We start from the raw sequence: 25,033 nt of genomic DNA, 5'->3' as shown, positions 1-25,033 counted from the left end.
ATGTAAAAAATCCTGTGATTTGAACCAATCAAATCACAGGATAAATAAGAGTTCTGGTAGGTTTTTAGTCAATTCTACTTCCATGTATTTTATTTGGTTTTTCTGGAGTTCCATATAGAACCATCGTATTTTCAGGTACCTTTTCAATAGGAATAATATTTTTTCTTGCTCCTGCCTTATAAATAGATACAAAATAGGTCGAATCAATTTTTTCCAGTAACATTCTTTCCCGACCTTTTTCAAGATCTTTAGATCTGTTAGTTCTTCATTAAACTTTACTTTTAACCGATTATTATTATAGTCAAATTTAAATCTGATATTTTCAATTTCACCAGACGAGAGTTCTGTATTTGTTTGTATTAGTCGCACATTTTCTTCATGGAAAACTAAATCTTTTCCATTCCTAATCCCGTTTCTGGTTAACTTTAATCTATTCTGATTTATAAAACTGATTTCCTTAATAGAACTGGAACCAGATAATGTCTTATCGGGATTTATTTTTATTTCCCGGGCACTATATTCCTTATCAAAGTTATAGTAGATATGGGAATCATTCTTAATCTCCATTATCATATTCGTAGGAATAGAATAGGTATTTCCAAGCTTAATCAAAAGCCATTTTCCTTGCAGATTTTGTCCGCTTAAAAAATTAACTGAAATGAGTAAAGTTATTATAGGTGCTATTTTCATAGTAAGGATCATAGCCTGTATTGCAATTGCCATAATGGGTCGTGCAATCCCGAAACTTCGTCAACGTTTTAAGACCTGCTTCGACTTTCAAGTTAATTATCTTCTATCTAACTGTGCCGCCTGTTATAGGTTAAACGTATTGCCCCAAATTTTTTACTTGTTTTCGAAAACCGCAACAGCTCTCACAGGGGTAACCGGTACCTCCACGAATTTTGAGCGGTAATCCTATAAATCGAAATCTACCCCTTCCTATCAAACTATGAAGATTTATCAAATTTTCGTAGTGAGTAAAATTCATCTCTCCACAAATATGATGGACCTCTCTATTTGATATTCCTGAAACTCCGGGAGACATTGTTTCTACTCCAAATCCAGCTATTTTCTTTTCTCCTAACCATCTTGCACACGAAATTGATATTCCAGGTCCATTTCCCCAGTTCTCTGTGTTAAAGTGTTTTCGGTAATGATCTGTATAAAGTAAAACAGTATCACCTTCTTTTATTTCCAAATTGGCTTTTAAGCAAGCAAGTTCTATTTCCTCAGGTTCAATTAATTCTCTTAGGCTTTTATTTGAAAAATCGAGACATACGCCTTCCGTATAGAACATAGAGAGAGGCATTTTTTCGATGGATTTTCCTTTATGCTGGATCTCCATATGGTTAATGGCATCTACATGAGTTCCTGTATGTTCTCCTAATTCTAATTTATGGACTGCAGGCGTTATAGTTGTAGGGTTTTTAATTCTATTCCATTCTTCATGAGAATTATGAATGGTCATTTTAACCTGAGGAAGGTCTTTATAAACTGGCATACCTTCATATATTTCCTGACTTAAATCTATTATTTCATTCATATTCTAATTTTTATGAAAGTTTTGGTCAATGGTCCCGGTTATAGGCAGTAGGCGGAGTATGGATCTGGACTTGTCAGTATTACTACTTTCTTACTTGGTTTCTAAAATTACACTATTCTTCAATACCCGTAATTTGAGATGAATTGCTCTTGGTAAATGATCTCTACCTCAAATAATCGCTTCAGAAACTGTCAGCATAATATCCTGCTTCTCTTTCTAAAAAATTCGCATAATAATCTGAATTATTCATTTCGATCCAATAAACTATATTATTTGGTATATAGCGTAAATCATAATGTATATACTTATTAATCTCACTAAATAGATTGTTTCTTGAATTAATCCTATTCAGTGGTTTATCTAAAAGAACTTCTAACTGAGAGAAATCATTGTATTGATAAAGATGTATTATTTCATGAGATAAAGTGCTAAAACTATCTTTATTAGGTTCGTACATAACTATATTCCCAGGAAAAGCAATTCCTACTGAATTAGTTTCTACAAATCTATCGGTGTCACTCGAAAATATAAATTCACCTGTTTTTAATGTTTTCTCAAATTCAAATTTTGTTTGAGAAGCAATTCCAATTGTATACACCAATGCAACAGGCATAACTTTATATTGAACTTTAAATTTATTCTCTAAATCAAATTCAATTCTACTAAAACCAATATTTATATGCCATTTTTTCCAAAAATCTTTGTTTAAGGCTGCATTTTCTTTAATGGAAACACCACCAGCATTTATCAATTTTGCAGCCCAATATATTTTCCAATCTTCTTGTCTTTGTGCTAGGCGAATTAGTCTTTTACTTTCAAATGTAATATAACCTCCTAAAGCTCCTTGGGAAGATCCCTTAAGTAAAGTTTTTCCAAATCCTTGATCAGGTTCTTTATTAATTATTGCCCCTATAGTTCCAATTACTGCACCGATACTTATGTTATAAAAGAATTCTTTTGAATCTGAAGTTCTATTTGCTTGAGAATAACATTTTTGATTAAATACTAAAATTAAGAGAACTATTAGAGGGTTAAATTTCATTGATAAAATTTCATTTGAAGTTTTTCCAGAAGCTAAGGTTATTTAAAAGTCGAGGAGTAGGGATGTGGACTTGTTGGATTAACCATTTCTTTCTTGATTAATAAAATTACACTTTTTCTACTATACCCTGATTTTGAGATGAATTGCTCTAAGGTACAGTTAATTCAATTTTAAAAATCTTGCAGCATTGTCATAGAAGATACCTTCCCTTTCTTTATCAGTAAGAAAATCCAGACTATTAAGAAAAGTAATTGATTTTTCAATAGCATATGGCCAAACCATTTGGTCTGACCCAAACATCACTCTGTCTAAATAACCTGCGTGTTTTGCGTTCTTCAGAAATTCTGTTACAGTTCGCTGGGTATTTGGCTCAACCCATAGCATAACAGCTATATCAGTGTATAATTGGGGATAATAAGCCATGAGTCGCAAAGTATGTTCGTGCCATTCTTCCCCACCGTTATGCATCAAATAAATTCTTAGTTTTGGGTATTTTACCAAAACATCTTCAATCAAATAGGGGTCACCCAATTTCAACCTTGCTTTAGGAGCCCATGAATATGTTCCACCTGGGTCGCCTCCACCTGTATGAACGGCAACAGGAATATCATACTTTTCACAAATACGTAAATAGGGCTGCCAAATAGAATCGCTAAGTGTTGTACCACTATAATATGGCCCAACTTCTCCAAAGACTTCAATTTTTTTGTCCTTTACCATTTGCTCAAACTTACTACTGTCCAAGCCATAATCATCGGGAGAAAAAATTAAGATTCCCCTTATTACTCGATTAGCGCTATCCTTTGCGGCCCATTCTTCCACACTTTGAGGATTGCCACTTACCATAGCCTTCACAATATTCCATTTTTTAAATGCTGCAAAAGTCTCGGCCCGATGTGCTTCTGCACTTGCAGAGCCTTTTATTCCATAGTAATCGTTTGTTGGTTCACGCTCACCAAAATCATTTTCTGAATAAGAATGAACGTGCATGTCAATAATTTTAGTCTGAGAGAATGCAAGCGACAACTGTAATGAGAAAGCAAGTACGACAAGAATGGTCCTATTCATAATACGCTGTTTTTAATTGTGCCTAACGGTTGCGGTTATTGCAATTTGCAAGAGTAGGGACGCGGACTTGTCTGCTTAACCATTTTCCATCTTAATATCTAAATTTACGCTTTTTCTGCAATACCCGTTATTTGCGATGTATCGTTGTTCTCTGTAGATCTTCAATCACATTCTAAGCTTATTTTTATAAGACCATAATCGGGTGCAGAAATCCATACTGTATCTCCGTCAACTTCTATATCACTAATGTATAAATTAGGAAAATTTTCAATTTCATTGGATAGTACAAACCATTTCTCTCCATTGTAAACAGATAATTCATGTTCTAAATTAAATGTTGGTGCATCCACAGAGGTGGCGACCCAAAGATTCCCATTACAATCAAACTCCATAGCGGTAACTCTGTTTGTTGTTCCGCCTGAGTTTGCGGGATTATGGTCAATGAATTCGTCGTTCATTAAAATTTGTATTCCTCCATGAAGATCTACACCATTCAAATAGACAGCAGCATCAGTACCCGCCCATATATTACCTTCTTCATCATGTTTTATGGTTGTTATCCAATTATAATTTAAATTAGAATTATCTGTATTATAGACCTTTTCCTGCCCATCAGTACTTTTTTTCCAGATTCCACCTACACCATTTGCCATTCCGTGTGCAGTCCAGACTGTTCCATCTTCGGTAATATGAACATCTTTTACAATTCCATTAGGAATATCACTATTGTCAGGAGTATATAGATGCCAATTATTTTCTGTTTGATCAAATTTCATAAGACCGCCCTCCTCAGAATTGCCGTTTGCAAACCATACATTGTTAGCTTTGTCTAGAGCAATACAGAGAGCATGGTCCAGGATCATATCTGAGTTAGTTGAATTATATACAGTTAAATCTTCCTTGTATTTAAATAAACCATTTCCGGTTCCTCCCCAAACAAATCCGTCATTATCTGAATCTATAGCATAGATTATGTCATCAGGTATTGTAGAGTTTTCCGTTGTCAATTGAGTTACATTATCACCTTCAATTTTTATCAACCCATTACCGAAAGTACCTACCCAAAGTACTTTGTCTTCATCAATGTGAAGCCGAAAAGCCTTATCGATATTTACTCCTTCAATTTCTGTAATCAGCTCCCATGAGGTTAGACCTAATGGATGATTTATTTCCGTAGAGTTATCTTCTTTAGAACAACTATTTAATACCAAAAGAGATGATATTAAGAACAGGTATATAAGTTTCAATTTATTCATTTTTTAATTTATATAGAACGGTCTCGATTATCGCAAGTTGGCGGAATAGGTGACGCAGATTTGTTGTAGTGCGTTTTTATATTTCAATTTCTGCCAAAAATATAAGTTCATCAGTTTCTGCATTTTCTGATTCCACGTTTTGGTTATTATAAGTCAGTTGAGTCGGAATAAAATAAGATATTTCACAAGGAAGTTCAGCGAACCTTGCATCAAAGTCCAAAATGATCGAAGCCGAGTTTTCAAAAATATTGTGTATTCAAATTTTGGTTGGTTAGGAATAAACAGAAAAAGAGTATTATCGTACTTTCTAATGTCCGCATCGGGTTCTGCAAACTCATTAGGCGGAATATATCGAAAGCCTGGATTTGAAAAGTCTCCTTCAACAGTTATATTTTCAGGGTCAATTGTTCCATTTTCAATTAAATTATCACCATTTTCATCAACTAATCTAATATACAATTCAAGAATTGCTGGGTCAAAAATTGAGCAGTCAATTCCGTCATCATCATTGTTAGAACAGCTTGAAATTAAAATTCCTATCAGTAAAATAGTAAGTCTTTTTTTCATAGCTTTCCTTTTATAGAAGATTCAATTTTTCCTAAAAGGTTGCTTTAAAATATTGATAAAAATATTAGCAGCATATTTCATTCGTATTCTTCGCGTCTTAGAACTTTCTACGTTATGATTTGTTGGATTAAGTTATTGAACCGAGATTTTTTGTTTAAAATGCACTACAACAGTCGCGGTTATCGCCAGTTGGCGGAGTAGGGGATGAGGTCGCGATGCTTCGGGAGTCGGCTTGGTATTGGTTTGTTGGTCGAGTTAATTGTTTTCGTTCTAACGCTGCCGTCTATTGACGGTTAACTGTTATTGGCTGTAGTATTTTATTCGATGCTAAATTTTTCCTTGCTATTGAAATACCTCAAATTCTTTAGAACTTTCCTTTACAAATTGGCTGAATAACTTGTAATGTTCGTTATCTGGAGCATGAATATGATATGAATATTCAACTCCATTTTTATTTCTCATAGTGACTTCAAATTGAATTGCATCAAGAACAACTCGATTTTTATTCCTTTTAATTTCTGAAAGGATATCTTCTTTTGATTGAATAATTGAATCGCTAATTTTAATAATTGAATCATCTACTGAGTAATTAAAACATTCTTTTGTAAAGATTTTTGAATTATCGTATAAATTCATTAATTCCTTCATATCAGATGCTTTACGATCCTTTTTATTACGCAATTCTTCTATTTTTTCCTTATCAGCTTTACTAAACTTTTCCTTCCCAGTATATTCTGAAAAACAGATTTTAGTATTTTGACTATTTCTATAAATATTAAAAATATATTCAAATTCAGGCATATTTCCACTCACCTTCAATTTTAACTGGTAATCCTTTTGAGCAATACAATTTATGCTTGTCAAGAGGAATATAAGAATAAAGACCTTGTACATATCTACCACTTTATGAATTATTACAGCTAACGGTCCCGATTATCGCCAATTGGTGGATTAGGTGACACGGATTTGTCGGCTTAGGATTAGTTTATTGGTCGAGTTAATTGTTTTCGTTCTAACGCTGCCGTCTATTGGGGATGAACTGTTGTTGGAAATAGTTATGATTTACTAAACTCAATATTACCGCTTTCCAACACTATTTTTGAATTTTGCTTTTTAAAATCTAAGTACCTTATTGTGTCAGAAACAATATGCGGTTGTTCAGGAATTTGAATAATTTCTATTTCTTGACTTTTATTCAATTTCTGAGTAAAAGTAAAAGGTTCGTAAAAAACATTGATAATCTTAATTTTCTCAAACTGATCACTTCTTTCTTTATTTATTATCAAATCTTCATCAGGAGAATAATAATTTTTGTTTTTATAATCTTGTGATGCAAGAAGAACCATTGCTCCATATTGTTTATTTCCAGTTTCATCCTTAATTACAAACCTCAAATTAATAGAATCTTTACTTTTTTCAGGTATATCTACTTTACTAATTTGAGTTTTTGGAATGGTAGGTTCTGAATTGAAAACTAGTTTTATTTTTTTGTTTCCCACTTCATATTTCCCACTTCCTTTTATATAGGTTCCAAGATCACCAACAGTTTCATATTCAAAGGTTTGATTTTCTTTGAAATAATAACAACTTGAATCAAATCCTCCGTTGAAACTGCTACAATAATTTCCAATTATATCCTTTTGGGTATTACATCCATAAATTAGAACCGCTAATATGACGGGAATTATCTTTCTCATAATTATTATTACCAACAGTCTCGGTTATCGCCAAATGGCGGAGTAGGGGACGCGGTTCTGATGCTTCGGGAGTCGGCTTAGTATTGGTTTGTTGGTCAATATAATTATTTTTTTCTAACGTTCCCGTCTATCGACAATGAACGGGTGTTATGTGCTGTGTTTTTCCTGTAATTTATTGAGATGTATTTTCTACAACCGCTTTGCGATATTTCCTTCCCCAGTCGCTCATCGCATCCACGACGTTGCCAAGGCTTTTTCCATAAGGAGTTAGTTCATATTCCACAGCGATAGGCATAGTGTCCAAAACTTTTCGTTCAATGAGATTATTTGCTTCAAGATCTTTGAGTTCTTGAGATAACATTTTTGGTGAGATCCCATCAATATGTCGCACAAGCTCCATAAACCTGAATTTCCCGGTATTATACAATGCGGCAATAATTACAGTTTTCCATTTTCCACTCATCAAATCCTGAGTATCCTTCACTCCCTTTACATACAGCTGGCAGGGTTTTGAGATGTTAGACTTATCATTTTTCATAATAACAAATTTATAAAAACTAATCACTAAAATTAAAGCTAGTTACTAATTGGTAAGTAGTTACCAAAAGGTAAGAGTGGCCAGTTAAGTAACTGTAATATCTAACTTTGCGATAGAATTATAAAATTAAAATGCAATGAAAAAAGTAGTAGTTATTGGTGCCACAGGTTTTGTTGGCAGTCAGCTTATTAACGAATTAGTAAGAAGAAATTTTGAGGTAACTGGCATTTCAAGAAATAAACAACAGTCAGATAGAGATAATCTGTCTTATGCTGGCGTAAATATTAATGAGGTTGAAAATTTGGCAACTGTAATAAAAGGTTCTGATGTAGTTATTAGCGCATTTAGTCCTGCCGCTGATCAGCCAAATTTGATCGAGGATTTCCTAAAAGGGTCGAAGGCCATTCAGCAGGCCGTTAAACAATCTGGAGTTAGAAAATTGATCATTATTGGAGGAGCAGGAAGTTTACTTAATGATGAGGGTAGGCAAATTGTTGACACCTTGCCGCAGGATCTAACATTTATTCCGAAGGCAAAAGCGGCGCGAGATTACTTCGAAATTATCAAAAAAGAAGAAGACCTTGACTAGGTTTATTTTAGTCCGGCACTGGAGATGAATCCGGAAATTTCAACTGGAAGAACCGGGAATTATCGCTTAGGTACTAATCAACCTGTCTTCGACGATGCCGGAAATAATAGAATATCTGTAGAAGATGTGGCCGTGGTGATCGCTGATGAAGTAGAACACCCGAAACATCACCAGCAACAATTTACTGCCGGATATTAAAAATTCAGTAATACTAAATTAAATATGCTATGAAAACTGAAAATTTTAACCTGATATATATTTGGGATGGCTATTGCGGTTGGTGCTTTGGTTTTTCAAAAGAGCTGACTAAGTTTGTTAAAAACCATCCGGAACTGCCAGTTACTGTTTTGCCGGGTGGTTTATTTACGGGGGATAAAACGCTGACTATTTCCCATTATTCTCACATCCTCGGAGCAAATCAGCGTATTACTCAATTAACAGGAGTTGAATTTGGTGAGCCGTACAACAGGCTTTTGGAAGAAGGCAGCTTTGTGTTGAACTCTGAAGATGCAGCAAGAGGTTTTGTGGCGTTAAGGCATTTTACTCCAACTAAACAATATGATATAGCCAATGCGATGATGAAGTTATTTTATCAAGAAGGAAAAAGCTTAAGTAAACCTGAAACATTCGGAGAAATCGCACAAAATTTTGGTCTGGATGCTCAAGATGTCATGGAGTATTATTCTACAGATAAAGCTTTAGAAGTCGCGAAGGAACTATTTAATATAGTTCAGGAAACAGGGATAAATAGCTATCCCACGTTGTTGCTACAAAATGGCAAAGACATGATTAAAATTGATGGTGGTGTTGCAACTTTAGAGAAAATAGAGCATAATCTAGAGCATGCAAAAGGTGCTTTAGCTTCTCAATCCTAAAGACCGGCTAATTTATTTGGCACATGCATTCTATAAAAAATTAGGGATATCTTTTATCCCTATTTTTTGTTCCATTTCAACCTGGACTTATTTGAGTTTCTAAAATTTAGTACAAGAATTTTGCCTTCTAAAAGAATAGATCAATATCTCTCATCAAAGAAATTTAATTAAACAAATAGATCCATATGGTTCGGGATAATCGAAAATTAAAGGTGCTGGTTAGAAATGCAATGAATACAACAATTAGAAAAACGTATAAAGGGGAAAGATCTATCATTACCCAAAATAAGACAAGGCATGCAATCATTTCCGTAACTGCAAGAGCGTAGCTTACAAACATGGCGCCGAAAAAGAAGCCTGTTTCTTTTTCAAATTTTAGATTGCAATTAGGACATCTTTCATTCATTTTTGGTATACGAAAAAGAAAAATATTGCCTTTGCTTTTAAAAATATCCCCCTTTTGACAATTAGGACATTTTCCCTTAAAAATTCCAAGAATCTTGTTCATTTCATTTATGATTTGAACTGCAAAATTAAAACAGGTTAGCATTTAAATACATACAAAATATACCCTCGTTTTTGTACTTTTAGGACATCGCTATGAAAACACCCGTTCTTAATATAGATCAGTTCAAGAACTCTGAACTTACAGATAAAGTCTATGTTAATATATTTTCAGATCACCTGAAAAATAACAAAGGCTTGATTAGTAGACCTCATAGTCATAATTTCTATTTATGTGTATTCTTTACCAAAGGTGCCGGAACTCACGAAATAGATTTTAATAGCTATGAAATAAAGCCTGGCAAAGTATTCTTCTTAAAACCTGGTCAAACGCATTTCTGGAAGTTTGATACATCTCCTGAAGGATATATCTTTTTTCATTCCAAAGAATTTTACGAGATGTATTCTCTTATGCATAGATTAAGTGTTTTTCCATTTTATTATTCTCATCAGAATGTTCCGATTTTGGATATTGGCATAAAGCCTGAAATAGAGTTGGTCTTTCAGCACCTTTATGAAGAATATTCCAGTACTAAACTTCTAAGAGAATTGAAGATTTTGAGCTGCATCAATGATATTTATATCAGTTTAACCAGGCGCTACACCTCAGACATTAATTTTACTAATTATTCAAACTCGGGATATTTTAGAATTCTCGAAAAGTTAGAAAATGCGATCAATTCAGATTTTGAAAAAGAAAAACTGCCGAAGTATTATGCCAGTTTATTGAATATTACTCCTAAGCATTTGAATCGTGTTGTAAAGGAATCACTTGATAAAACCACTTCCGAACTAATTTCTGAAAGGGTTATTCTGGAAGCTAAGAGATTAATTGTGCAATCAAATGATTCCTTATCCGGAATTGCTGAAGATTTGGGATTTTCCGATTATGCTTATTTCTCAAGATATTTTAAATCGAAAACCGGCACATCACCCTTAGAATTTAAAAATATCTATAAAAGATAATTTGAAAATTTCAATTTGGTTAATTGAAGAAGTTTTAAAAAATTGAATACAATAGTTTCAGTCATCGCCAGTTCACGGAATAAAGTACACGGCGTCGTAGGCTTTAGGTAATGTTAGTTAGTTTCTTACTAACGGTGCTGCTTCATAGTGATTAACCATTGTTGTGAGTTGTTATATCACTTTAAAACCACAAAGAAATCTCTAAGGCCAGATAAAATACTCTGAACTGCATATGATGCTAAAATTAGTCCCATTATTTTACTGACTACAGTAATTCCATATTCACCAACCCTTTCTTTCACTTTGTTTGCGACAAGTAATAATAAACATGTAACTGCAATTACAATAAATACTAGAAATGTTGTGATAGCTTGTTGTTGTATTGTGTATAAATTATTATCTGTCATTAAAACAACAGCCATAATCGCCCCTGGGGATGCTATTGATGGAATCGCAACAGGAAAAATGGTTACGTGTTTATAATCCTTAATTAAATGCTTTTCTGATTCTGGTTTGCCATCCCCAAATATCATAGTTAGAGCAAACAAGAATAGGATTACTCCGCCTGATATCTGGAAGGCATCCAAAGAAACCTCCATTCCATCCAAGACTATTTGTCCAACTACGATAAATAATAAAAGGATCAAAAATGCAATTACAGATGCTCTAACTGCTACTCGTTTTCTATAGGTTTTATCTAATTGTTTAGTTGCTTCTAAATATACTGGTACAGAGCCTAATGGATCGATAACAGCAATTAAAAAAAGAATAGTAGTTACAATTTCGTTCATCTATTATTTTTTGAATTACTAAACTTAAAACATTTTAATAATCTAAAAAGTATAGAAGTTGAAATCTTAATAAAAAAATGCACACTACGGTCTCGGTAATCGCCAGTTGGCGGAGTAGGTGATCCGGGTTTGTCGGCTTAGTATTGGTTCGTTGGTTGAGTTATTTATTTTCTTATTAGCGGTGCTGCTTATTAGCAATGAACAGATGTTGATTGCAGTGTTACTGACCTATGAATTAGAACTTGTCCTTAAAATTTTTTCCAGTTTTTTACCTTTTGCCAATTCATCGACCAATTTGTCTAGATATCTGACCTTTTTAGTTAAAGGTGTTTCAATATCTTCAATTCTATATCCGCAAATCATACCCTTAATCAAATGAGCATTTTCATTTAATTTAGCATTGTCAAAGAATTTTTCAAAAGTTACTTTTTTATCGATCTGATCTTGTATCTGCTTTTTATCATATCCTGTTAACCATTCAATTGCAGTAATTAATTCCTTTTCTGTTCTACCTTTTTTCTCAATTTTTGTCACATAGTGTGGATAAACGGATGCAAAAGTCATTTTTGCAATTCTATTATCATGTTCTGGTGTTGTATTCACATTCAATATTTTAAAAACTAATTATTTTCAATTTAATTTTTTCGAACATTGCAACCTAAGATCTCGGCTATCGCCAGTTGGCGCAGAAAGGGACGCGGATTTGTCGGCTTAATTATTTTCTTTTTTGGTTATTAAAATTACACTTTTTCCAAAAATACCTGTAATTCGAGATGAACCGCTGTTGGCAACTGGCTTTTTCCTAAAATGCGATTACGTATGATGTTATCGATTTTATTTTCGCACCTTTTGCTCCTTTAAATTTGTAAAAGTCTGAGAAGGCATATTTTTTTCCGTTTTTCATTTTCATAATTCCGTTTGTTGCTCCTTCTTTTCCGTGCGATAAGATTTGGTCAATTATCAATTCTGTCGCCTTTTCGGATTTCATTATTTCCAACTCCTCTTTAAATTTTTCTTTTCCCTCAATTTTTTTATTCCCAATTATATTCCAAACAATTTCATCTGTCACACTTTCCGTAATAAATTCCACGTTTCCCTTTGCAAAGGCAATATTAAATTCTTTTAGAAACTCCATTTTCGGTGAGTTTCCACAATTAGGACTAGAAATAACTTTTGTCATTTTACAGAATTTTTAATTTCAGCACAATTTTTTTCTTGTTGCTAACGGCGGTCTAGGTTATCGCCAGTTGGCGGAGAAAGGGACACGGATTTGCCGGCTTAGCATTAGTTACTAAAGTTAATTATTTTCTTTCTAACGCTACTGTCTGTTGACGATGAACCGTCTTAAGTTTAATTTCTCTAAATTTTGATGTTATAACCAGAAAGAACAAAAGAGAGGAATAAGATTACATGAACCGTGGGAACTAGAGATTCCGTCAACAATGATAATCCCCTCTCTTTTCTACTTTAATTTCGTTTAGTTCTGTGAGACCTGGATCTCGTTTTAAAGTCGATGAAAACCAAAGTAGCTGTTCTTTCCAATCATTCTTATATGAATAAAATTAAACATTTTTACGGAGTAGACATTAGTAAATCGTTCTTTGATGTAATTGATCAGGATGGAAAGCATGATCAGTTCTCTAATGATGTAAAAGGCTTTAAATGCTTGCTGAAGTTTATTAAGAAAGACAGTTTGGTAGTTATGGAAGCCACTGGTTATTATCATTACAGATTAGCTCAGTATCTGTATGAGAAAGGTATAACGGTGTCGGTTGTGAATCCACTTTCGGTGAAGCGTTTTATTCAGATGAAGCTCTCCAAGGTCAAGACCGATAAAAGTGATGCCAGAGCGATCTGTGAATATGCCCAAGCCAATAAAGTTCCTTTATATACGGCTAGAAATTCTGTTCAGGCAGAATGTTTGCAGCTTCTGAGTCTTCAGGATCTTTACCTAAAACAACGCACTGCTGTGAAGAACAAGATCCATGGAGAGAAAGCCCTGGGAATCCCCTCAAAGACTGTAAGTAGATCGCTTACCCGAATGCTGAAGCAATTAGAGAAGGAATTAACCCAGCTGGAATCAAAGTTGGAATCATTAGTCAGCGAAACTCAAAAGGATCAACTGGAGCAGTTAACCAGCATTCCAGGAATGGGAAAGAAGACGGCGATGCTATTGATTGTAATTACTGATGGATTTAGCAGTTTTGAGAATGCGCGGCAACTTTGTTGTTATAGTGGGCTAACACCAACGATCAGACAATCCGGAACCAGTGTAAGAGGGCGTAGCCGAATCAGCAAAGTAGGGAACCGGAAACTGCGAAACCTGCTATTCCTCTGTAGCTTTACCGCTTGTAAACATAACAAGGCCTGCAGCGAACTTTATGAACGCATTGTGGAACAAGGAAAGAGTAAGAAACTGGCACTGATTGCCGTGTGTAACAAGCTACTAAAACAGGCTTTTGCCATAGCCAAATCAGGAACTTATTACCAGGAAAATTATATGTCGAAATTAGCTTAGAAGTACTTGGATTTTACCTTAGTTCTTTGTTAGCATGCGTTTTTATTTGTTCAAATTCTCGTAGTAAGTTCCGGTTGGATCAAGACCGAAATGTTCGAAAATTTCTTTTTTAGGTTTTTTATTTTTTGGGTTTCTTAAATCAGATTCTATGTTATAGTGATTGGATTCCCAATACGGATCATTAGAGTTTAATCTAATGGAATTTTCAAGTATTTCTTTTGAAATGTTCAGGTCATATCCAATACTCTCCATTCTAAAAGGATAAATATTTAAGAGATTGTTACCTTCTTCCTTATTGCTTTCTGATTTTTCCCTGGTCAGATATTTATTAAATTTTTTAATACTTGTTTCCTTGTAAATCATTCCATATTGAAGATATACTTTGTCAAAATTGTCAAAATGAATACTCTTTGAATAGGAAATGGGAAAATCGTATTCTGATTTTTCTAATTCTTGATTTTCAAGGACTTCAAAATCCCCATAGAAAAGGGAGTTATCCATTATGTATTGAGAAGGAAAAGCTTCTGATTTCTTTATTTTATCAATGTCAACTTCTTTAGTAGAACTAATAGTATGATAAACTTTTATGACTAACGGCTGAGCCATTAAATTCATTATACCATAATTTTTATTTGATTTGAATTTTTGATCTTTTCTTAGTGTTCTTAAATCATAAATCAAACGTCCGAATCCGTAATTTCTTCTGTCAACTTTGAATCTGAAAAAATCTCCATTTTCCAGTTTTACTCGTTTTCTTTTTTTGTTAGAAAAATCTTGAATTTGCTTTAAATCTTCATTCGATGAGTTCGCTATCCATTCTTCCAACCATACTTTTAGATCTTCAATATTTTTAAACTTAATTTCTTCAAAACGGGTTGAGTAAAAAGTGTTTTGAGTTGAGTGGTTTCCAATGGTGATGCCATTTGGATCAAAACTAAAATATACTCCTATTGGTGTTTTTGTTTCTAAAGTTGCTGAAGTTAGTTTTTTAGGTTTTCCTCTATTTGTCTTTGGAAGAAGCAACTTTTTATCATTGGTTTCTTCAAAATATTGAGTTTCTGAATATTTTATGTCAGATGATATGATTTGCTTTCTAATAATATTTTTATCAAAGTACAAGATTGAGTCTGGCCTGTAGCTATCACCTTTTAGGATTACTTTCTCCCAATCTTTTGAGACAAGTTCTAATCCTAAATATTTCCTTTGGTCATTGTTTAATTCAAATTGCATATCACTTTATAAAAATGGATGCTAACGGTTTGCGGTTATCGCAAGTTGCGGGAGTAGGGACGCGGACTTGTCGGCTTAACCATTTTCTCTCCTGGTTTCTAAAATTACATTTTTTCCATTAATACCCGGAATTTGAGATGAACCGCTGTTGTACACCGTTTTTTTGTTATAAATAATCTTCAATTAGTTTAATTTCTTTTACGATTTTATGATTGTCAGGTAAACAATTCAAGAGTTCCGTTGGTCTAGCTAAATGCTCATTTTTGGGTGTCTGTTTATACCATTTAAGTACTTTTTCAAAAAATACAATTCCCGAAGATTCGTTCCCTAATTTGTAAGTACAATAACCAATTTGTTCTAAAAGTTTTACATATCTCCATAACTGAAATTTTTTCAAAGCTTTAGAATCTACTTTTAAATAAACTTCGAGTGCTTTTTCCAACTTTCCAATATCTTGATAAATATGTCCTAAATATAATTGAGCTAAAAAATTGGTTTTATCTTTTTCAATTGATTTAGTAAAATTTTCAATTATTCGATTTGAATATTTTTTCCAATCATTACTTTCATAATCTAGTAAACCTAATATTTGATAATTTTCAGAATTTAGTTCTTCTTTATTATTTAAAAGTTTCTCTCGAATATTTTTTCTTATTTGCTCTTTTTCAAATTCTTCAGAAATAACAAACGAATCATATTCTTCTAAAATTTCATTATCAAATTCGGTTCTCATTCGGAATTTTTTTTATGAAAAATGTGTACAACGGTTCGTGGTTATCGCCAGTTGGCGGAGTGCGGGACGCGGATTTGTCGGCTTAGTATTGGTTTGTTGGTCAAGTTAATTATTTTTTTCCTAACGCTGCCGGCTATTGGCGATGAACCGTTGTTACCTGCTGGCTCTTATCTTTTTAATACTTGCAAAAAGTAATGATTTAATAATCCTTTTCCTTGATATTCTGATTTTATTGATGTTTGAGCTTTTTTGCTAATTTCAACGTACTCTTTATCATTTAAATCACCTGTCTGAGAACCCAGAAATGCCATTTTATAAATTAAATTCTCAGGTTCTGATTTTGTAGCTAATTTTAGCATTTCTATACTCTTCTTTTCTAAATCTTCATATTCTCCAAATTGATATGGAAAAATAGAAATAGTATATCCTGCAATGAAATTGAATTCAGGTAAGTTTGAAAATTTTCTGAGTCCAATATTTAATTGCTTTTCTAACTCTTTATTTAAATCAATTTTTTTAGTGAATTGTTTATTTGAGACTTCTAACATACTCCAGAGAAAGAAATAGTAAAATTTCCACGTTTTAAAATCTTCTGGATTTTCTAAGATCAATTTTTGATAGGCTGTAAAAGCTTCATTGTATTTTTCCTTCGATTCTAATTCAAATATTTTATTTAGCTTTTCTTTCATTACGAATTTTTCTGGAGCTTGCAGGTAACGGTTACGGTTATCGCAAGTTGCGGGAGTAGGGATGCGGACTTGTCGGATTAACTGTTTTCTTTCTTGGTTTCTAAAATTACACTTTTTCGACCTAAACCCGTTATTTGCGATGAACCGATGTTAGGCACCGTTTAATTGTTCTAGTTATTTATAGATTCATCAACCTCTTCTTTCAATTTTTTCTTTTGAGTTCTTTCAATTGTTTTAAAAGTCAGAAACAAAATATCATCTAGAGGTAAAAAATTTGAGTTTGGAGCAGTATACTTTTTGTAAGTATAAGTTTTTTCTCTGAATCGAAATACAGCAATTTCTTTTTTGAAAACTCTTTCTCTTAAAAGTTGAACTTCTAAAGGGACATTATATTTTTCTAGATTTGCGTTAATGTGTATTAGTTCCTCATCAATACTTTCTAATTCTCTCAAAGTTTCTTTTGCTTTCCTTATTAGGTCATCTCTTCTTAGTTCTAAAGCAATTTTTTCGCTATTGTAGCGAATATTCTTCTCTAAGTTTTTGTATTCGTTTTTTAAAATCTCAAGTTGTTCTTCGGTAGATTTAGTTTTATCTAACAAATCTTTTATATCAGCAATTTTGGATAATTCTGACAATTTTTGGTTTACGTTTCTTTTTCTATAAGAGGCAGCATATTGGAAAAGCGAAATTGAAATCGGCATGAATATGGCAGTTCCTAATCCAAATAATAATAAATAAGCATTGTCATTTTTAGCTAAAAAGAAAAACCAAATTGATAATCCGATTAATATTAAACCTATAAGAATCGGAATGAAGACTTGAATAAATTTTTTCATTGTTTTTAAATGGTGCCTAACGTGTTATATCCACAGCAATATACATTTTTATTCGAGTATGTTCCGGGATAAGCGCAGGTTTGGGTCTGCATTAGAACGCTCCATGAGTTCCTTTATGCTTACATCTAACGGACTCTTGATCCGCGAAAGATCCTTCTGCGTCACATGCGTGTATATCATGGTGGTCTCGGGCCTGGAATGCCCCAGTAATTCCTGAATATACCTGAGATCGATCCCGTTTTCCAGCATGTGAGTGGCATAGCTGTGCCTTAAAGTATGCGGTGTAACCCTTTTCTTTATCCTGGCTCTGCGACAGGAATCTTTCAGAAAACTTCGCACCGCAGAAGATGAATATTGCTGGTCATTCTGGCCTTCAGCAAAATACTTTTTCGGCATATAAGTCTGCAGGTAATTATAAAATAAAGGCAGAATAGTTTCTGCTAACATCACATACCTGTCCTTTCTGCCCTTAGCCTGCCTTATAAGAATTTGCCGGCGGTCTACATCTATATCGCGAAGTTGTAAATTCAGCAACTCGCCAATCCTGAGACCAGAAGAATAAATAAGCGCCAGGATACAGCGATGCTTTATATTTCGGGTTGCCCTAAGCAGGTCAAAAACCTCTTCTTTGCTTAGAACACCGGGAAGGAATTTGCTTTTATCAGGCCTTTTTAGATGTGCTGTATCTATGGCTTCTTGCTCTGTAAGTTCAAAATAATGCTTGAGTGCGCTAATACACTGCCTGTGGGTACTTATCGAATAATCTTTTAAAGCGATCTCATTTTCAACAAAACGATCTACATCGGCCAGGGTATAATTCCTTTTGAACCGATGGTATTTAAGGAACTTTTCAGTGAAGTATGTATAGGTTTCAATGGTACTTTCACTATAGCGCTGCCCATACAGATACTTTTTGAAATCCTGAATTTCCGGTCTCTCGGTTTCGACTGTAAAAAGTTTGGTCTCGTCTTCAGGTAACCTTAAAATATCAAGGTTAGAATAATCTACAAAAAAGCCCTGGCCGTTTAAATGTTTAAAAAGCCTATCCAGATTTTGTTTACTCGCCTTAATATAAAATGTTCCAAAGATATTGCTCCAGGATACTCCTTCCAGCTTTTTTAAATGATCTATCATTGCCCGGTCATACCCAAACCCAATTCCTATCTGTGCACTATTCAAATGCACAAAGTCCTCTAAAACTATCTTCTCCATCGGTTTAAAATAAGAATTAAATATAGCTGAAAAACAGACTCCTAGGTCTGGACAAAACGATATATTTAGTTTTATTTAAAATTTTAACTAATTGATTGTCAGTGTTTTTATTGGTCTGATTAAAACTGATGGAATAACCTGGGTTCAAGTGATTATTTAAGATATTCTATATCTATATTCTCGTGTAGTTTATGTAAAACGATCTTTTCAATTTCATTACCGGGATGGTAAATGCTCAGGCTGTAATTAGAATGCAGGTCGGCGGGATCTGCACTGGTTTCAGGAAATGATATATATCCTTTTAAAATACTCCTGCTCTTATTTAATTCCTGAATATCCATATGTTTGGGAGTCAGTTCTACTTTATTTCCCCAGAAAGGTAAAAAGCCATCCAGCTTGAAGGTCGTGATTGTAAAACCCTTTTTTCCGTCAATATGAGGTTCGATTTTGATTGCTCTTTTCTCATTCTTTTCTTCGGAAATATCCTTTTCTTTATAATGCTGCAAATGTTTAGATGACCTGAAATAAACATCTGAAATATCGAAAACAGATAAATTGTTTCCCGGCTCTTCTATTTTGATACCTGCCGTTTCGAACATGGAGAACAGCACCTTTACTTCTTCTTTTCCCAGGTATCCATCTGCATAGGCCATTTCATGTAGCATGATTCCGAGGGAATGTTTTTTAGGTTCGCTGAGACCTTCCAGGATTAAATTTGCCTGGTGCATTTGAAATTTCCTGGCTTCCTCAACAAATTCAGAATCGAACTTGAGTAATTTCATTAACTGGCCCAGGTAGACCATTTCACCTTTTGCAACCTTTTCATCTGCCAGGATTACTTTATCTATCGCCTTCACAATTGCAAGTTTTTCCGCCAGATTGAATTCCATTTTCGAAAGCTTTTAAATTAATGCATGCATCCACGGATATAATATGCCTAATCATAATTTCCGGGTCATAATTTAAATATACTGAAAATCAGTACATTGCCATATTTATGAAGAATTTTATTTTTACCAGGTTTCGATCTGTTAATCCTAATGCATAAAAAAAGATCTGAAGTCAAAAAAGACTCCAGATCTTAAATTCAGTTTATTTAAAATAAGGTTATGCGAGCATTACCGCTTTCACATTAACGAATTCATGTAGACCGAAGGTTCCGTGTTCTCTACCATAACCAGAATCTTTTACTCCTCCAAAAGGCATATTTGGTTTAGCCAGGCCAAAGGAGTTAATAAATACCATTCCGGTATCAAAATGATTTTTCGCCAGTTCCTTAGCTCTTTCTTCATCTTTAGAGAAGATACCTCCACCAAGTCCAAATCTACTGTCATTGGCAATGCGCATGGCATCCTCGTCATCTTTAGCCTTGATCAGAGAAGCTACAGGTCCAAAAAGCTCATCGTCATAAGCCGGCATTCCTGGCTTTAGGTCACCCAGAACTGTGGCTGGATAATAATATCCGTCACCCTCTGGCATCTTACCACCACAAAGGATCTTTGCTCCTTTTTTAACGCTTTCTTCTACCTGTTCATGTAATTCATCCCTAAGATCTTTTCTAGCCATAGGTCCTATATCGCTATCATCTTTCGTAGGATCTCCGGCTTTTATATTAGACATCTGTTTTACAAAAGCATCTTTGAATTTATCGTAAACCTTATCTACCACTACAAATCTTTTTGCAGCTACACAGGTTTCTCCATTGTTATATAATCTTCCTTTAACACAGGTTTCAACCGCCAGTTCTATGTCGGCATCTTCCAGAACCAGGTAGGCGTCATTACTACCCAATTCGAGCACAGTTTTCTTAAGTGCTTCTCCGGCTTTCTTACCAATAATTTTCCCGGCACCTGGGCTACCAGTTAAAGTAACTCCGCGTACAAGGTCATTTTCTATAATTGCATCACTTTGATCGTGAGAAATAAGCAATACCTTAAAAAGGTTTTCGGGTAACCCGGCCTCGAGGTAGATCTTTTCTAGCATTAATGCACTTCCTGTAACATTTTCAGCATGTTTAAGTAACACACCATTTCCAGCCATTAAATTGGCAATAGAATATCTCACTACCTGGTAGCTTGGAAAATTCCACGGCTGAATCCCATAAATTACTCCAAGCGGAGAATAAGTAATAAAGCCTTTTCCTCCTTCGGGTAGTTCTCTTTCCTCATCCTTTAGACTATCCGGGCCGTTCGCTGCGGTGTAATCGCAAATGCCGCTACAAAGTTCCACTTCCTGTTTTCCCTGGTTAACCAGTTTCCCCATTTCCTGGGTCATGAGTTCTGCCAGGTCGTCTTTATATTCATCGAGCTTTTTACCAATATTCTTAATGATCTTTGCTCGTTCTTCAGCCGGTTTGGTTTTCCACTCTAAAAATGCTTTATGGCAATCTTCAATGGCCTTGTTCATTTCCTTGTCGGTCATTTGATCATATTCCTTGATCGCTTTACCGGTAGCAGGATTAATGGTTTTTAGCTTTTTTTCGTCAGACATAATTTTTCTTTTTTTAGCAATAATTTGAATAGGAAAGTTAACCAGAAAAGAAACCTTCTTGTAATAAGGCCTTGTTAAGATAGCTTCAGATTGAAGCCCGTTTCACTAAAGTTTTAATAAAATTTGAAGGATTTTCTCTGGCCGGGAATTTCTTCTGATCCTTTTATCAGGATTTCATTTTCAAATCTGGGCTAAACTGAAGTAAAGATTAAAACACGGTAATGATAGAGATCAATGAATTTTCAGCATTTTTTGAATTTGCGTTTTTGTAAATGCTAGCCATCCAGATAATACTTTGCCTTATATGTTTTTATTGCCTAGATCTTTTGAATGGCAAGCTCAATTTAATGCTGTCTTAAATTTAGCCACGATAGGTCTTAGTTCCTATTAATCTAGTAGATATCCTTATCTATGACCTACCATTCCGCTAGGGTTAATTCTTAATAATTCTTCCTAATTTTACTCTCAAACCTCAATTATATGCGTAAAGAACTGGAAGAAGCTTATGGTTTTCTTTTTGAAAAAGAGCTTCTGGACGAGATAGTAGAGTACGGAACTCTCAAAACTGCAGCTGCAGGAGATAAGATCATCGAAATAGGTGATTACGTTACGGGAATGCCCCTGCTAATAAAAGGCGCCATTAAGATCTTAAGGGAAGATAATGACGGTGATGAACTTTTATTATATTTCCTGGAACGTGGCGATACCTGCGCTATGACCTTAAGTTGCTGCCTGGGACAAACAAAAAGCGAGATTCGTGCTGTGGCCGAAACAGACACCACTTTTATAATGATCCCCATTTCAAAAATGGAGGAGTGGACCGCAAAATATAGATCCTGGCGTAATTTCGTTTTTGAATCCTATCATTCCCGTCTTTCCGAAATGATGGATGCCATCGATGCTATCGCCTTTATGAATATGGATGAACGCCTTATGCGCTATCTGCGTGATAAGGCTAAGATCAACGGCGATGAGGTTATTCATAGTACTCATCAGCAAATAGCTTATGATATGCATACATCCCGGGTGGTTATTTCCAGGTTACTGAAGAAGCTGGAGCTGGATAAAAAGATATCCCTGCAACGAAACCAGATCAAAGTAATAGATCTATAATTCACTCTGTAACTCTTGTTACTGCAAAGGCTGATCTTTGACGGTATTTTTGCACCGAATTAAATATTAGAAATGGAATTATTAGAAATACTGGGATACTTTGGTGCGCTTTTAATAGGAGTGGTATTAGGATTAATAGGGGGCGGAGGTTCAATACTTACTGTGCCTGTACTTGTTTATTTAATGGCAGTGAATCCGGTTACGGCTACCGCTTATTCATTATTTGTGGTAGGTACTTCCTCACTAGTAGGTGCCTTAAGGAATATCCCTAAGAAACTTATAGATTTTAGGACTGCGGTGGTTTTTGCAATCCCTGCATTTATAGCGGTTTATCTCACCAGGAAATTTCTGGTGCCCGCCATACCATCGGAGATTTTCACAGTTTTTGACTTTACGGTAACCAAAAACATTGGTATCATGCTGTTCTTCGCCATCATCATGGTGGTCGCTTCTATATCCATGATCAGGGAAAAGGAGAACGGTAGAAATGTGGAAGTAAAAAAAGTTACTTATAACTATCCACTAATAATTATAGAAGGGATTGTGGTTGGGCTTTTAACCGGGATCGTTGGAGCAGGAGGAGGCTTTTTGATCATACCTGCCCTGGTTCTTCTGGCAAAATTACCCATGAAGAAAGCGGTAGCGACCTCTTTACTTATCATTGCCGTAAAATCGCTAATAGGTTTTATTGGTGATGTAGAGAATATGGAAATTGAATGGACTTTCTTACTGATATTTACAGGACTTTCTATTGCAGGGATCTGGCTTGGCGTGTATTTAAATAAATTTATAGACGGTAAAAAGCTGAAAAAAGGGTTTGGTTGGTTCGTTCTGCTAATGGGTATCTATATAATATGGAGTGAATTATATTAATAATATGTTAAAACAGCGATTATTAGTTAATAATTAAAAGGAATTTTACGAGTTAACTCACTGATTTAATGTATTTTTAAGTTCCGAAATTGAATTTTTTCCAATATTCCCCCCAGTTTTATTTGCCGAATTTTTTCTGCTGACTATCCTTTTGGGTTTTTCAGTAAAATGAACTGATTAAAATGAAATTTATCCGGATGCCTGGACAATGTTTTTCAGGAGTTATGGTTTGGGGGGAAACAAGTGCACGTGTACTCCGCGTTGCAGCCGATAAAAAACCTTCTCCCTGACAGAAGTCTGTATTAATGGATTTCTTTTAGAATGGTTATTCTGTTCAGGATCCGGATATTTATTCTTTAACTAATAAATCCCCCGACATGTAAGTGTCGGGGATTCCTTTTTTATTTCCTGATTGCTGAAAATAAGCTTCTTGTATCTTCTATTTTTCAGCTTTATTTCAGACTTCTTAATTCTAAGCTAAAATTTGAAAGATTGCAACTTTTCCCTAAGGTCAATGCCCTAATTTTGCTTAAATTTATTCGCCGAAAGAATAGAATAATCTCGGGAATTTTCCTGGGCTCATTCTTAAAAAATTCCCTTGATGGAAAATCTCGATTACGCCAGACTTCAAATGGCATTTACCCTCGGCTTTCATATTATTTTTGCATGTATTGGTATGGTGATGCCTTTTTTTATGGTCGTTGCCCATAGAAAGTGGTTGAATACTAAGAAGCCGGTATATCTCAAACTAACCAAAGCCTGGCAAAAAGGAGTGGCTATTTTCTTCGTTACCGGTGCCGTTTCCGGAACCGCGCTTTCCTTTGAACTGGGAATGCTCTGGCCAGAATTTATGAAACACGCTGGTCCTGTGATAGGAATGCCTTTTTCACTTGAAGGAGCCGCCTTTTTTGTTGAGGCTATCGCCCTTGGATTTTATCTCTATGGATGGAATAAACTTCCAGAAACTTTTCACTGGATCACTGGAATAATCGTGGGAATATCTGGAGTAGCCTCAGGTATATTAGTGGTTTCAGCAAATGCTTGGATGAATTCCCCGGCTGGATTCGATGTAGTAAATGGAGAATTCATAAATATAGATCCTGTAGCAGCATTTCTAAACGATGCTTGGTTTACGCAGGCCCTGCATATGACCCTTGCTGCATTTGCCGCCACTGGTTTTGCAGTTGCCGGGATTCATGCTTTCCAGATTCTTAGAAATAATAAACCTGAACTTCACAAAGAGGCCTTTAAGATCGCCATATTTTTTGGAGCAGTAGCCGCTTTGCTTCAACCCTTGAGTGGTGATCTTTCTGCAAAAGATGTAGCAGAAAGGCAGCCGGTAAAACTTGCCGCTATGGAAGCGCATTATGAAACCCAGAAATCTGCTCCCCTTTACATAGGCGGTATTGTAGATGAAGAAAATAAAGAGGTTAATCATAAGATTGAAATTCCCGGTGCCTTGTCTTTCCTTGCTTTTGGAGATTTTGATGCTGAGGTAAAGGGATTAAATGATTTCCCTGAAGATGTCATTCCACCGGTATCGGTAGTGCATTATGCATTTCAAACCATGGTGGGGATTGGATCATTAATGATGATCGCGGCCCTTATTTTCTTTATTAGTCTGAAGAAAAAAAGCTGGCTGCAAAATCGTAAATACTGGTGGCTTTTCGCAGTGCTGAGTCCGCTAGGTTTTGTAGCTGTAGAAGCAGGATGGGTAGTTACCGAGGTTGGAAGACAACCCTGGATCGTTTATAACATCATGAAGACTTCTGAAGCTGTCACTCCAATGCCTGGATTAAAATATAGTTTTTTCCTTTATGTCACCGTTTACATCATTCTCGCAATTACCGTGACCTGGCTAATGAAAAGACAGATCAAAGTTCTTAATAATTCAATAGGATGA

General features: G+C 34.8%; 28 protein-coding genes. 8 read left to right on the top strand and 20 right to left on the bottom strand.

Annotated elements, in window-relative coordinates; translation table 11 throughout:
* Nucleotides 1-33 precede the first annotated feature (33 nt).
* The 9 genes from G3I01_RS15990 to G3I01_RS15950 all read right to left on the bottom strand — a co-directional run bounded on the left by G3I01_RS15990 (nucleotide 34) and on the right by G3I01_RS15950 (nucleotide 7,711).
* Nucleotides 34-723 (bottom strand): hypothetical protein, encoded by a 690-nt coding sequence (locus G3I01_RS15990; RefSeq protein ID WP_219549531.1) that lies wholly within the window; start codon nucleotides 721-723, stop codon nucleotides 34-36.
* A gap of 97 nt (nucleotides 724-820) precedes the next feature.
* On the bottom strand, nucleotides 821-1,543 hold the full coding sequence (locus tag G3I01_RS15985) for a cyclase family protein (protein ID WP_257710656.1): 723 nt from the start codon (nucleotides 1,541-1,543) through the stop codon (nucleotides 821-823).
* Nucleotides 1,544-1,724: 181 nt separating this feature from the next.
* Nucleotides 1,725-2,585: a hypothetical protein gene (locus tag G3I01_RS15980; protein WP_219549529.1), complete on the bottom strand. Its 861-nt coding sequence runs from the start codon at nucleotides 2,583-2,585 to the stop codon at nucleotides 1,725-1,727.
* A 159-nt stretch (nucleotides 2,586-2,744) separates the two neighbouring features.
* Entirely contained in the window at nucleotides 2,745-3,575 is an 831-nt protein-coding gene (locus tag G3I01_RS15975; RefSeq protein ID WP_219549527.1) for an amidohydrolase family protein, read from the bottom strand.
* Nucleotides 3,576-3,814: 239 nt separating this feature from the next.
* Nucleotides 3,815-4,909 (bottom strand): two-component regulator propeller domain-containing protein, encoded by a 1,095-nt coding sequence (locus G3I01_RS15970; RefSeq protein WP_219549525.1) that lies wholly within the window; start codon nucleotides 4,907-4,909, stop codon nucleotides 3,815-3,817.
* A gap of 153 nt (nucleotides 4,910-5,062) precedes the next feature.
* Nucleotides 5,063-5,476 (bottom strand): hypothetical protein, encoded by a 414-nt coding sequence (locus tag G3I01_RS15965; protein ID WP_219549523.1) that lies wholly within the window; start codon nucleotides 5,474-5,476, stop codon nucleotides 5,063-5,065.
* 342 nt (nucleotides 5,477-5,818) lie between these two features.
* Nucleotides 5,819-6,289: a hypothetical protein gene (locus G3I01_RS15960; RefSeq protein WP_219549521.1), complete on the bottom strand. Its 471-nt coding sequence runs from the start codon at nucleotides 6,287-6,289 to the stop codon at nucleotides 5,819-5,821.
* 242 nt (nucleotides 6,290-6,531) lie between these two features.
* Complete coding sequence (locus G3I01_RS15955) at nucleotides 6,532-7,173, bottom strand: hypothetical protein (protein WP_219549519.1); 642 nt, start codon at nucleotides 7,171-7,173, stop codon at nucleotides 6,532-6,534.
* Nucleotides 7,174-7,345: 172 nt separating this feature from the next.
* Complete coding sequence (locus G3I01_RS15950) at nucleotides 7,346-7,711, bottom strand: helix-turn-helix domain-containing protein (RefSeq protein WP_219549517.1); 366 nt, start codon at nucleotides 7,709-7,711, stop codon at nucleotides 7,346-7,348.
* A gap of 136 nt (nucleotides 7,712-7,847) precedes the next feature.
* Here G3I01_RS15950 and G3I01_RS15945 point away from each other — a divergent pair, with 136 nt between their 5' ends.
* Genes G3I01_RS15945 through G3I01_RS15940 form a run of 3 tightly spaced genes read left to right on the top strand, consistent with a single transcriptional unit; the run spans nucleotide 7,848 to nucleotide 9,175 of the window.
* Entirely contained in the window at nucleotides 7,848-8,300 is a 453-nt protein-coding gene (locus tag G3I01_RS15945) for an NAD(P)H-binding protein (RefSeq protein ID WP_257710653.1), read from the top strand.
* Between the two features lie 24 nt (nucleotides 8,301-8,324).
* The gene (locus tag G3I01_RS17180; RefSeq protein WP_257710652.1) at nucleotides 8,325-8,498 is read left to right on the top strand and encodes a hypothetical protein; all 174 of its coding nucleotides are present in this window, start codon (nucleotides 8,325-8,327) and stop codon (nucleotides 8,496-8,498) included.
* A 29-nt stretch (nucleotides 8,499-8,527) separates the two neighbouring features.
* Nucleotides 8,528-9,175 (top strand): DsbA family protein, encoded by a 648-nt coding sequence (locus G3I01_RS15940; RefSeq protein WP_219549515.1) that lies wholly within the window; start codon nucleotides 8,528-8,530, stop codon nucleotides 9,173-9,175.
* A 163-nt stretch (nucleotides 9,176-9,338) separates the two neighbouring features.
* On the opposite strand, the gene G3I01_RS15935 is transcribed toward G3I01_RS15940, so the two are convergent.
* Entirely contained in the window at nucleotides 9,339-9,581 is a 243-nt protein-coding gene (locus G3I01_RS15935; protein WP_257710651.1) for a DUF983 domain-containing protein, read from the bottom strand.
* A 194-nt stretch (nucleotides 9,582-9,775) separates the two neighbouring features.
* On the opposite strand from G3I01_RS15935, the gene G3I01_RS15930 reads away from it, so the two are divergent.
* The gene (locus G3I01_RS15930) at nucleotides 9,776-10,645 is read left to right on the top strand and encodes a helix-turn-helix domain-containing protein (RefSeq protein WP_219549511.1); all 870 of its coding nucleotides are present in this window, start codon (nucleotides 9,776-9,778) and stop codon (nucleotides 10,643-10,645) included.
* Between the two features lie 176 nt (nucleotides 10,646-10,821).
* Here the strand turns inward: G3I01_RS15930 and G3I01_RS15925 are convergent, their stop codons facing one another.
* The 3 genes from G3I01_RS15925 to G3I01_RS15915 form a co-directional block, all read right to left on the bottom strand.
* Entirely contained in the window at nucleotides 10,822-11,436 is a 615-nt protein-coding gene (locus G3I01_RS15925; RefSeq protein WP_219549509.1) for a MarC family protein, read from the bottom strand.
* A gap of 228 nt (nucleotides 11,437-11,664) precedes the next feature.
* The gene (locus G3I01_RS15920; protein WP_219549507.1) at nucleotides 11,665-12,039 is read right to left on the bottom strand and encodes a DUF2200 domain-containing protein; all 375 of its coding nucleotides are present in this window, start codon (nucleotides 12,037-12,039) and stop codon (nucleotides 11,665-11,667) included.
* 199 nt (nucleotides 12,040-12,238) lie between these two features.
* Nucleotides 12,239-12,616, bottom strand: a complete 378-nt coding sequence (locus G3I01_RS15915; RefSeq protein ID WP_219549505.1) for a nuclear transport factor 2 family protein — start codon at nucleotides 12,614-12,616, stop codon at nucleotides 12,239-12,241.
* 372 nt (nucleotides 12,617-12,988) lie between these two features.
* Here G3I01_RS15915 and G3I01_RS15910 point away from each other — a divergent pair, with 372 nt between their 5' ends.
* Nucleotides 12,989-13,954: an IS110 family transposase gene (locus tag G3I01_RS15910; protein WP_219549503.1), complete on the top strand. Its 966-nt coding sequence runs from the start codon at nucleotides 12,989-12,991 to the stop codon at nucleotides 13,952-13,954.
* 42 nt (nucleotides 13,955-13,996) lie between these two features.
* Here G3I01_RS15910 and G3I01_RS15905 read toward each other — a convergent pair whose 3' ends face one another.
* From G3I01_RS15905 to G3I01_RS15875, 7 genes are all read right to left on the bottom strand, one after another.
* Complete coding sequence (locus G3I01_RS15905; protein ID WP_219549500.1) at nucleotides 13,997-15,184, bottom strand: immunity 26/phosphotriesterase HocA family protein; 1,188 nt, start codon at nucleotides 15,182-15,184, stop codon at nucleotides 13,997-13,999.
* Between the two features lie 166 nt (nucleotides 15,185-15,350).
* Entirely contained in the window at nucleotides 15,351-15,917 is a 567-nt protein-coding gene (locus G3I01_RS15900; RefSeq protein ID WP_219549498.1) for a tetratricopeptide repeat protein, read from the bottom strand.
* A gap of 167 nt (nucleotides 15,918-16,084) precedes the next feature.
* The gene (locus G3I01_RS15895; protein WP_219549496.1) at nucleotides 16,085-16,606 is read right to left on the bottom strand and encodes a hypothetical protein; all 522 of its coding nucleotides are present in this window, start codon (nucleotides 16,604-16,606) and stop codon (nucleotides 16,085-16,087) included.
* 170 nt (nucleotides 16,607-16,776) lie between these two features.
* Nucleotides 16,777-17,442 carry a hypothetical protein gene (locus tag G3I01_RS15890; protein WP_219549494.1) on the bottom strand — a complete coding sequence of 222 codons (666 nt, stop codon included), beginning with the start codon at nucleotides 17,440-17,442 and terminating at the stop codon, nucleotides 16,777-16,779.
* 48 nt (nucleotides 17,443-17,490) lie between these two features.
* On the bottom strand, nucleotides 17,491-18,654 hold the full coding sequence (gene xerA, locus G3I01_RS15885) for a site-specific tyrosine recombinase/integron integrase (protein ID WP_219549492.1): 1,164 nt from the start codon (nucleotides 18,652-18,654) through the stop codon (nucleotides 17,491-17,493).
* Nucleotides 18,655-18,806: 152 nt separating this feature from the next.
* Nucleotides 18,807-19,544, bottom strand: coding sequence for a hypothetical protein (locus G3I01_RS15880; RefSeq protein ID WP_219549490.1), 738 nt, complete (start codon nucleotides 19,542-19,544; stop codon nucleotides 18,807-18,809).
* A gap of 217 nt (nucleotides 19,545-19,761) precedes the next feature.
* The gene (locus tag G3I01_RS15875; RefSeq protein WP_219549488.1) at nucleotides 19,762-21,144 is read right to left on the bottom strand and encodes an NAD-dependent succinate-semialdehyde dehydrogenase; all 1,383 of its coding nucleotides are present in this window, start codon (nucleotides 21,142-21,144) and stop codon (nucleotides 19,762-19,764) included.
* 480 nt (nucleotides 21,145-21,624) lie between these two features.
* On the opposite strand from G3I01_RS15875, the gene G3I01_RS15870 reads away from it, so the two are divergent.
* From G3I01_RS15870 to G3I01_RS15860, 3 genes are all read left to right on the top strand, one after another.
* A complete protein-coding gene (locus G3I01_RS15870) occupies nucleotides 21,625-22,257 on the top strand; it encodes a Crp/Fnr family transcriptional regulator (RefSeq protein ID WP_219549486.1) in 633 nt (210 codons plus the stop codon).
* A gap of 72 nt (nucleotides 22,258-22,329) precedes the next feature.
* Nucleotides 22,330-23,130, top strand: coding sequence for a sulfite exporter TauE/SafE family protein (locus G3I01_RS15865; RefSeq protein ID WP_219549484.1), 801 nt, complete (start codon nucleotides 22,330-22,332; stop codon nucleotides 23,128-23,130).
* Nucleotides 23,131-23,731: 601 nt separating this feature from the next.
* Nucleotides 23,732-25,033, top strand: coding sequence for a cytochrome ubiquinol oxidase subunit I (locus tag G3I01_RS15860; protein WP_219549482.1), 1,302 nt, complete (start codon nucleotides 23,732-23,734; stop codon nucleotides 25,031-25,033).

The organism is Gramella sp. MT6 (genome assembly GCF_019357415.1).
Lineage (GTDB): Bacteria > Bacteroidota > Bacteroidia > Flavobacteriales > Flavobacteriaceae > Christiangramia.
This window is presented reverse-complemented; position numbering and strand designations above follow the sequence as displayed.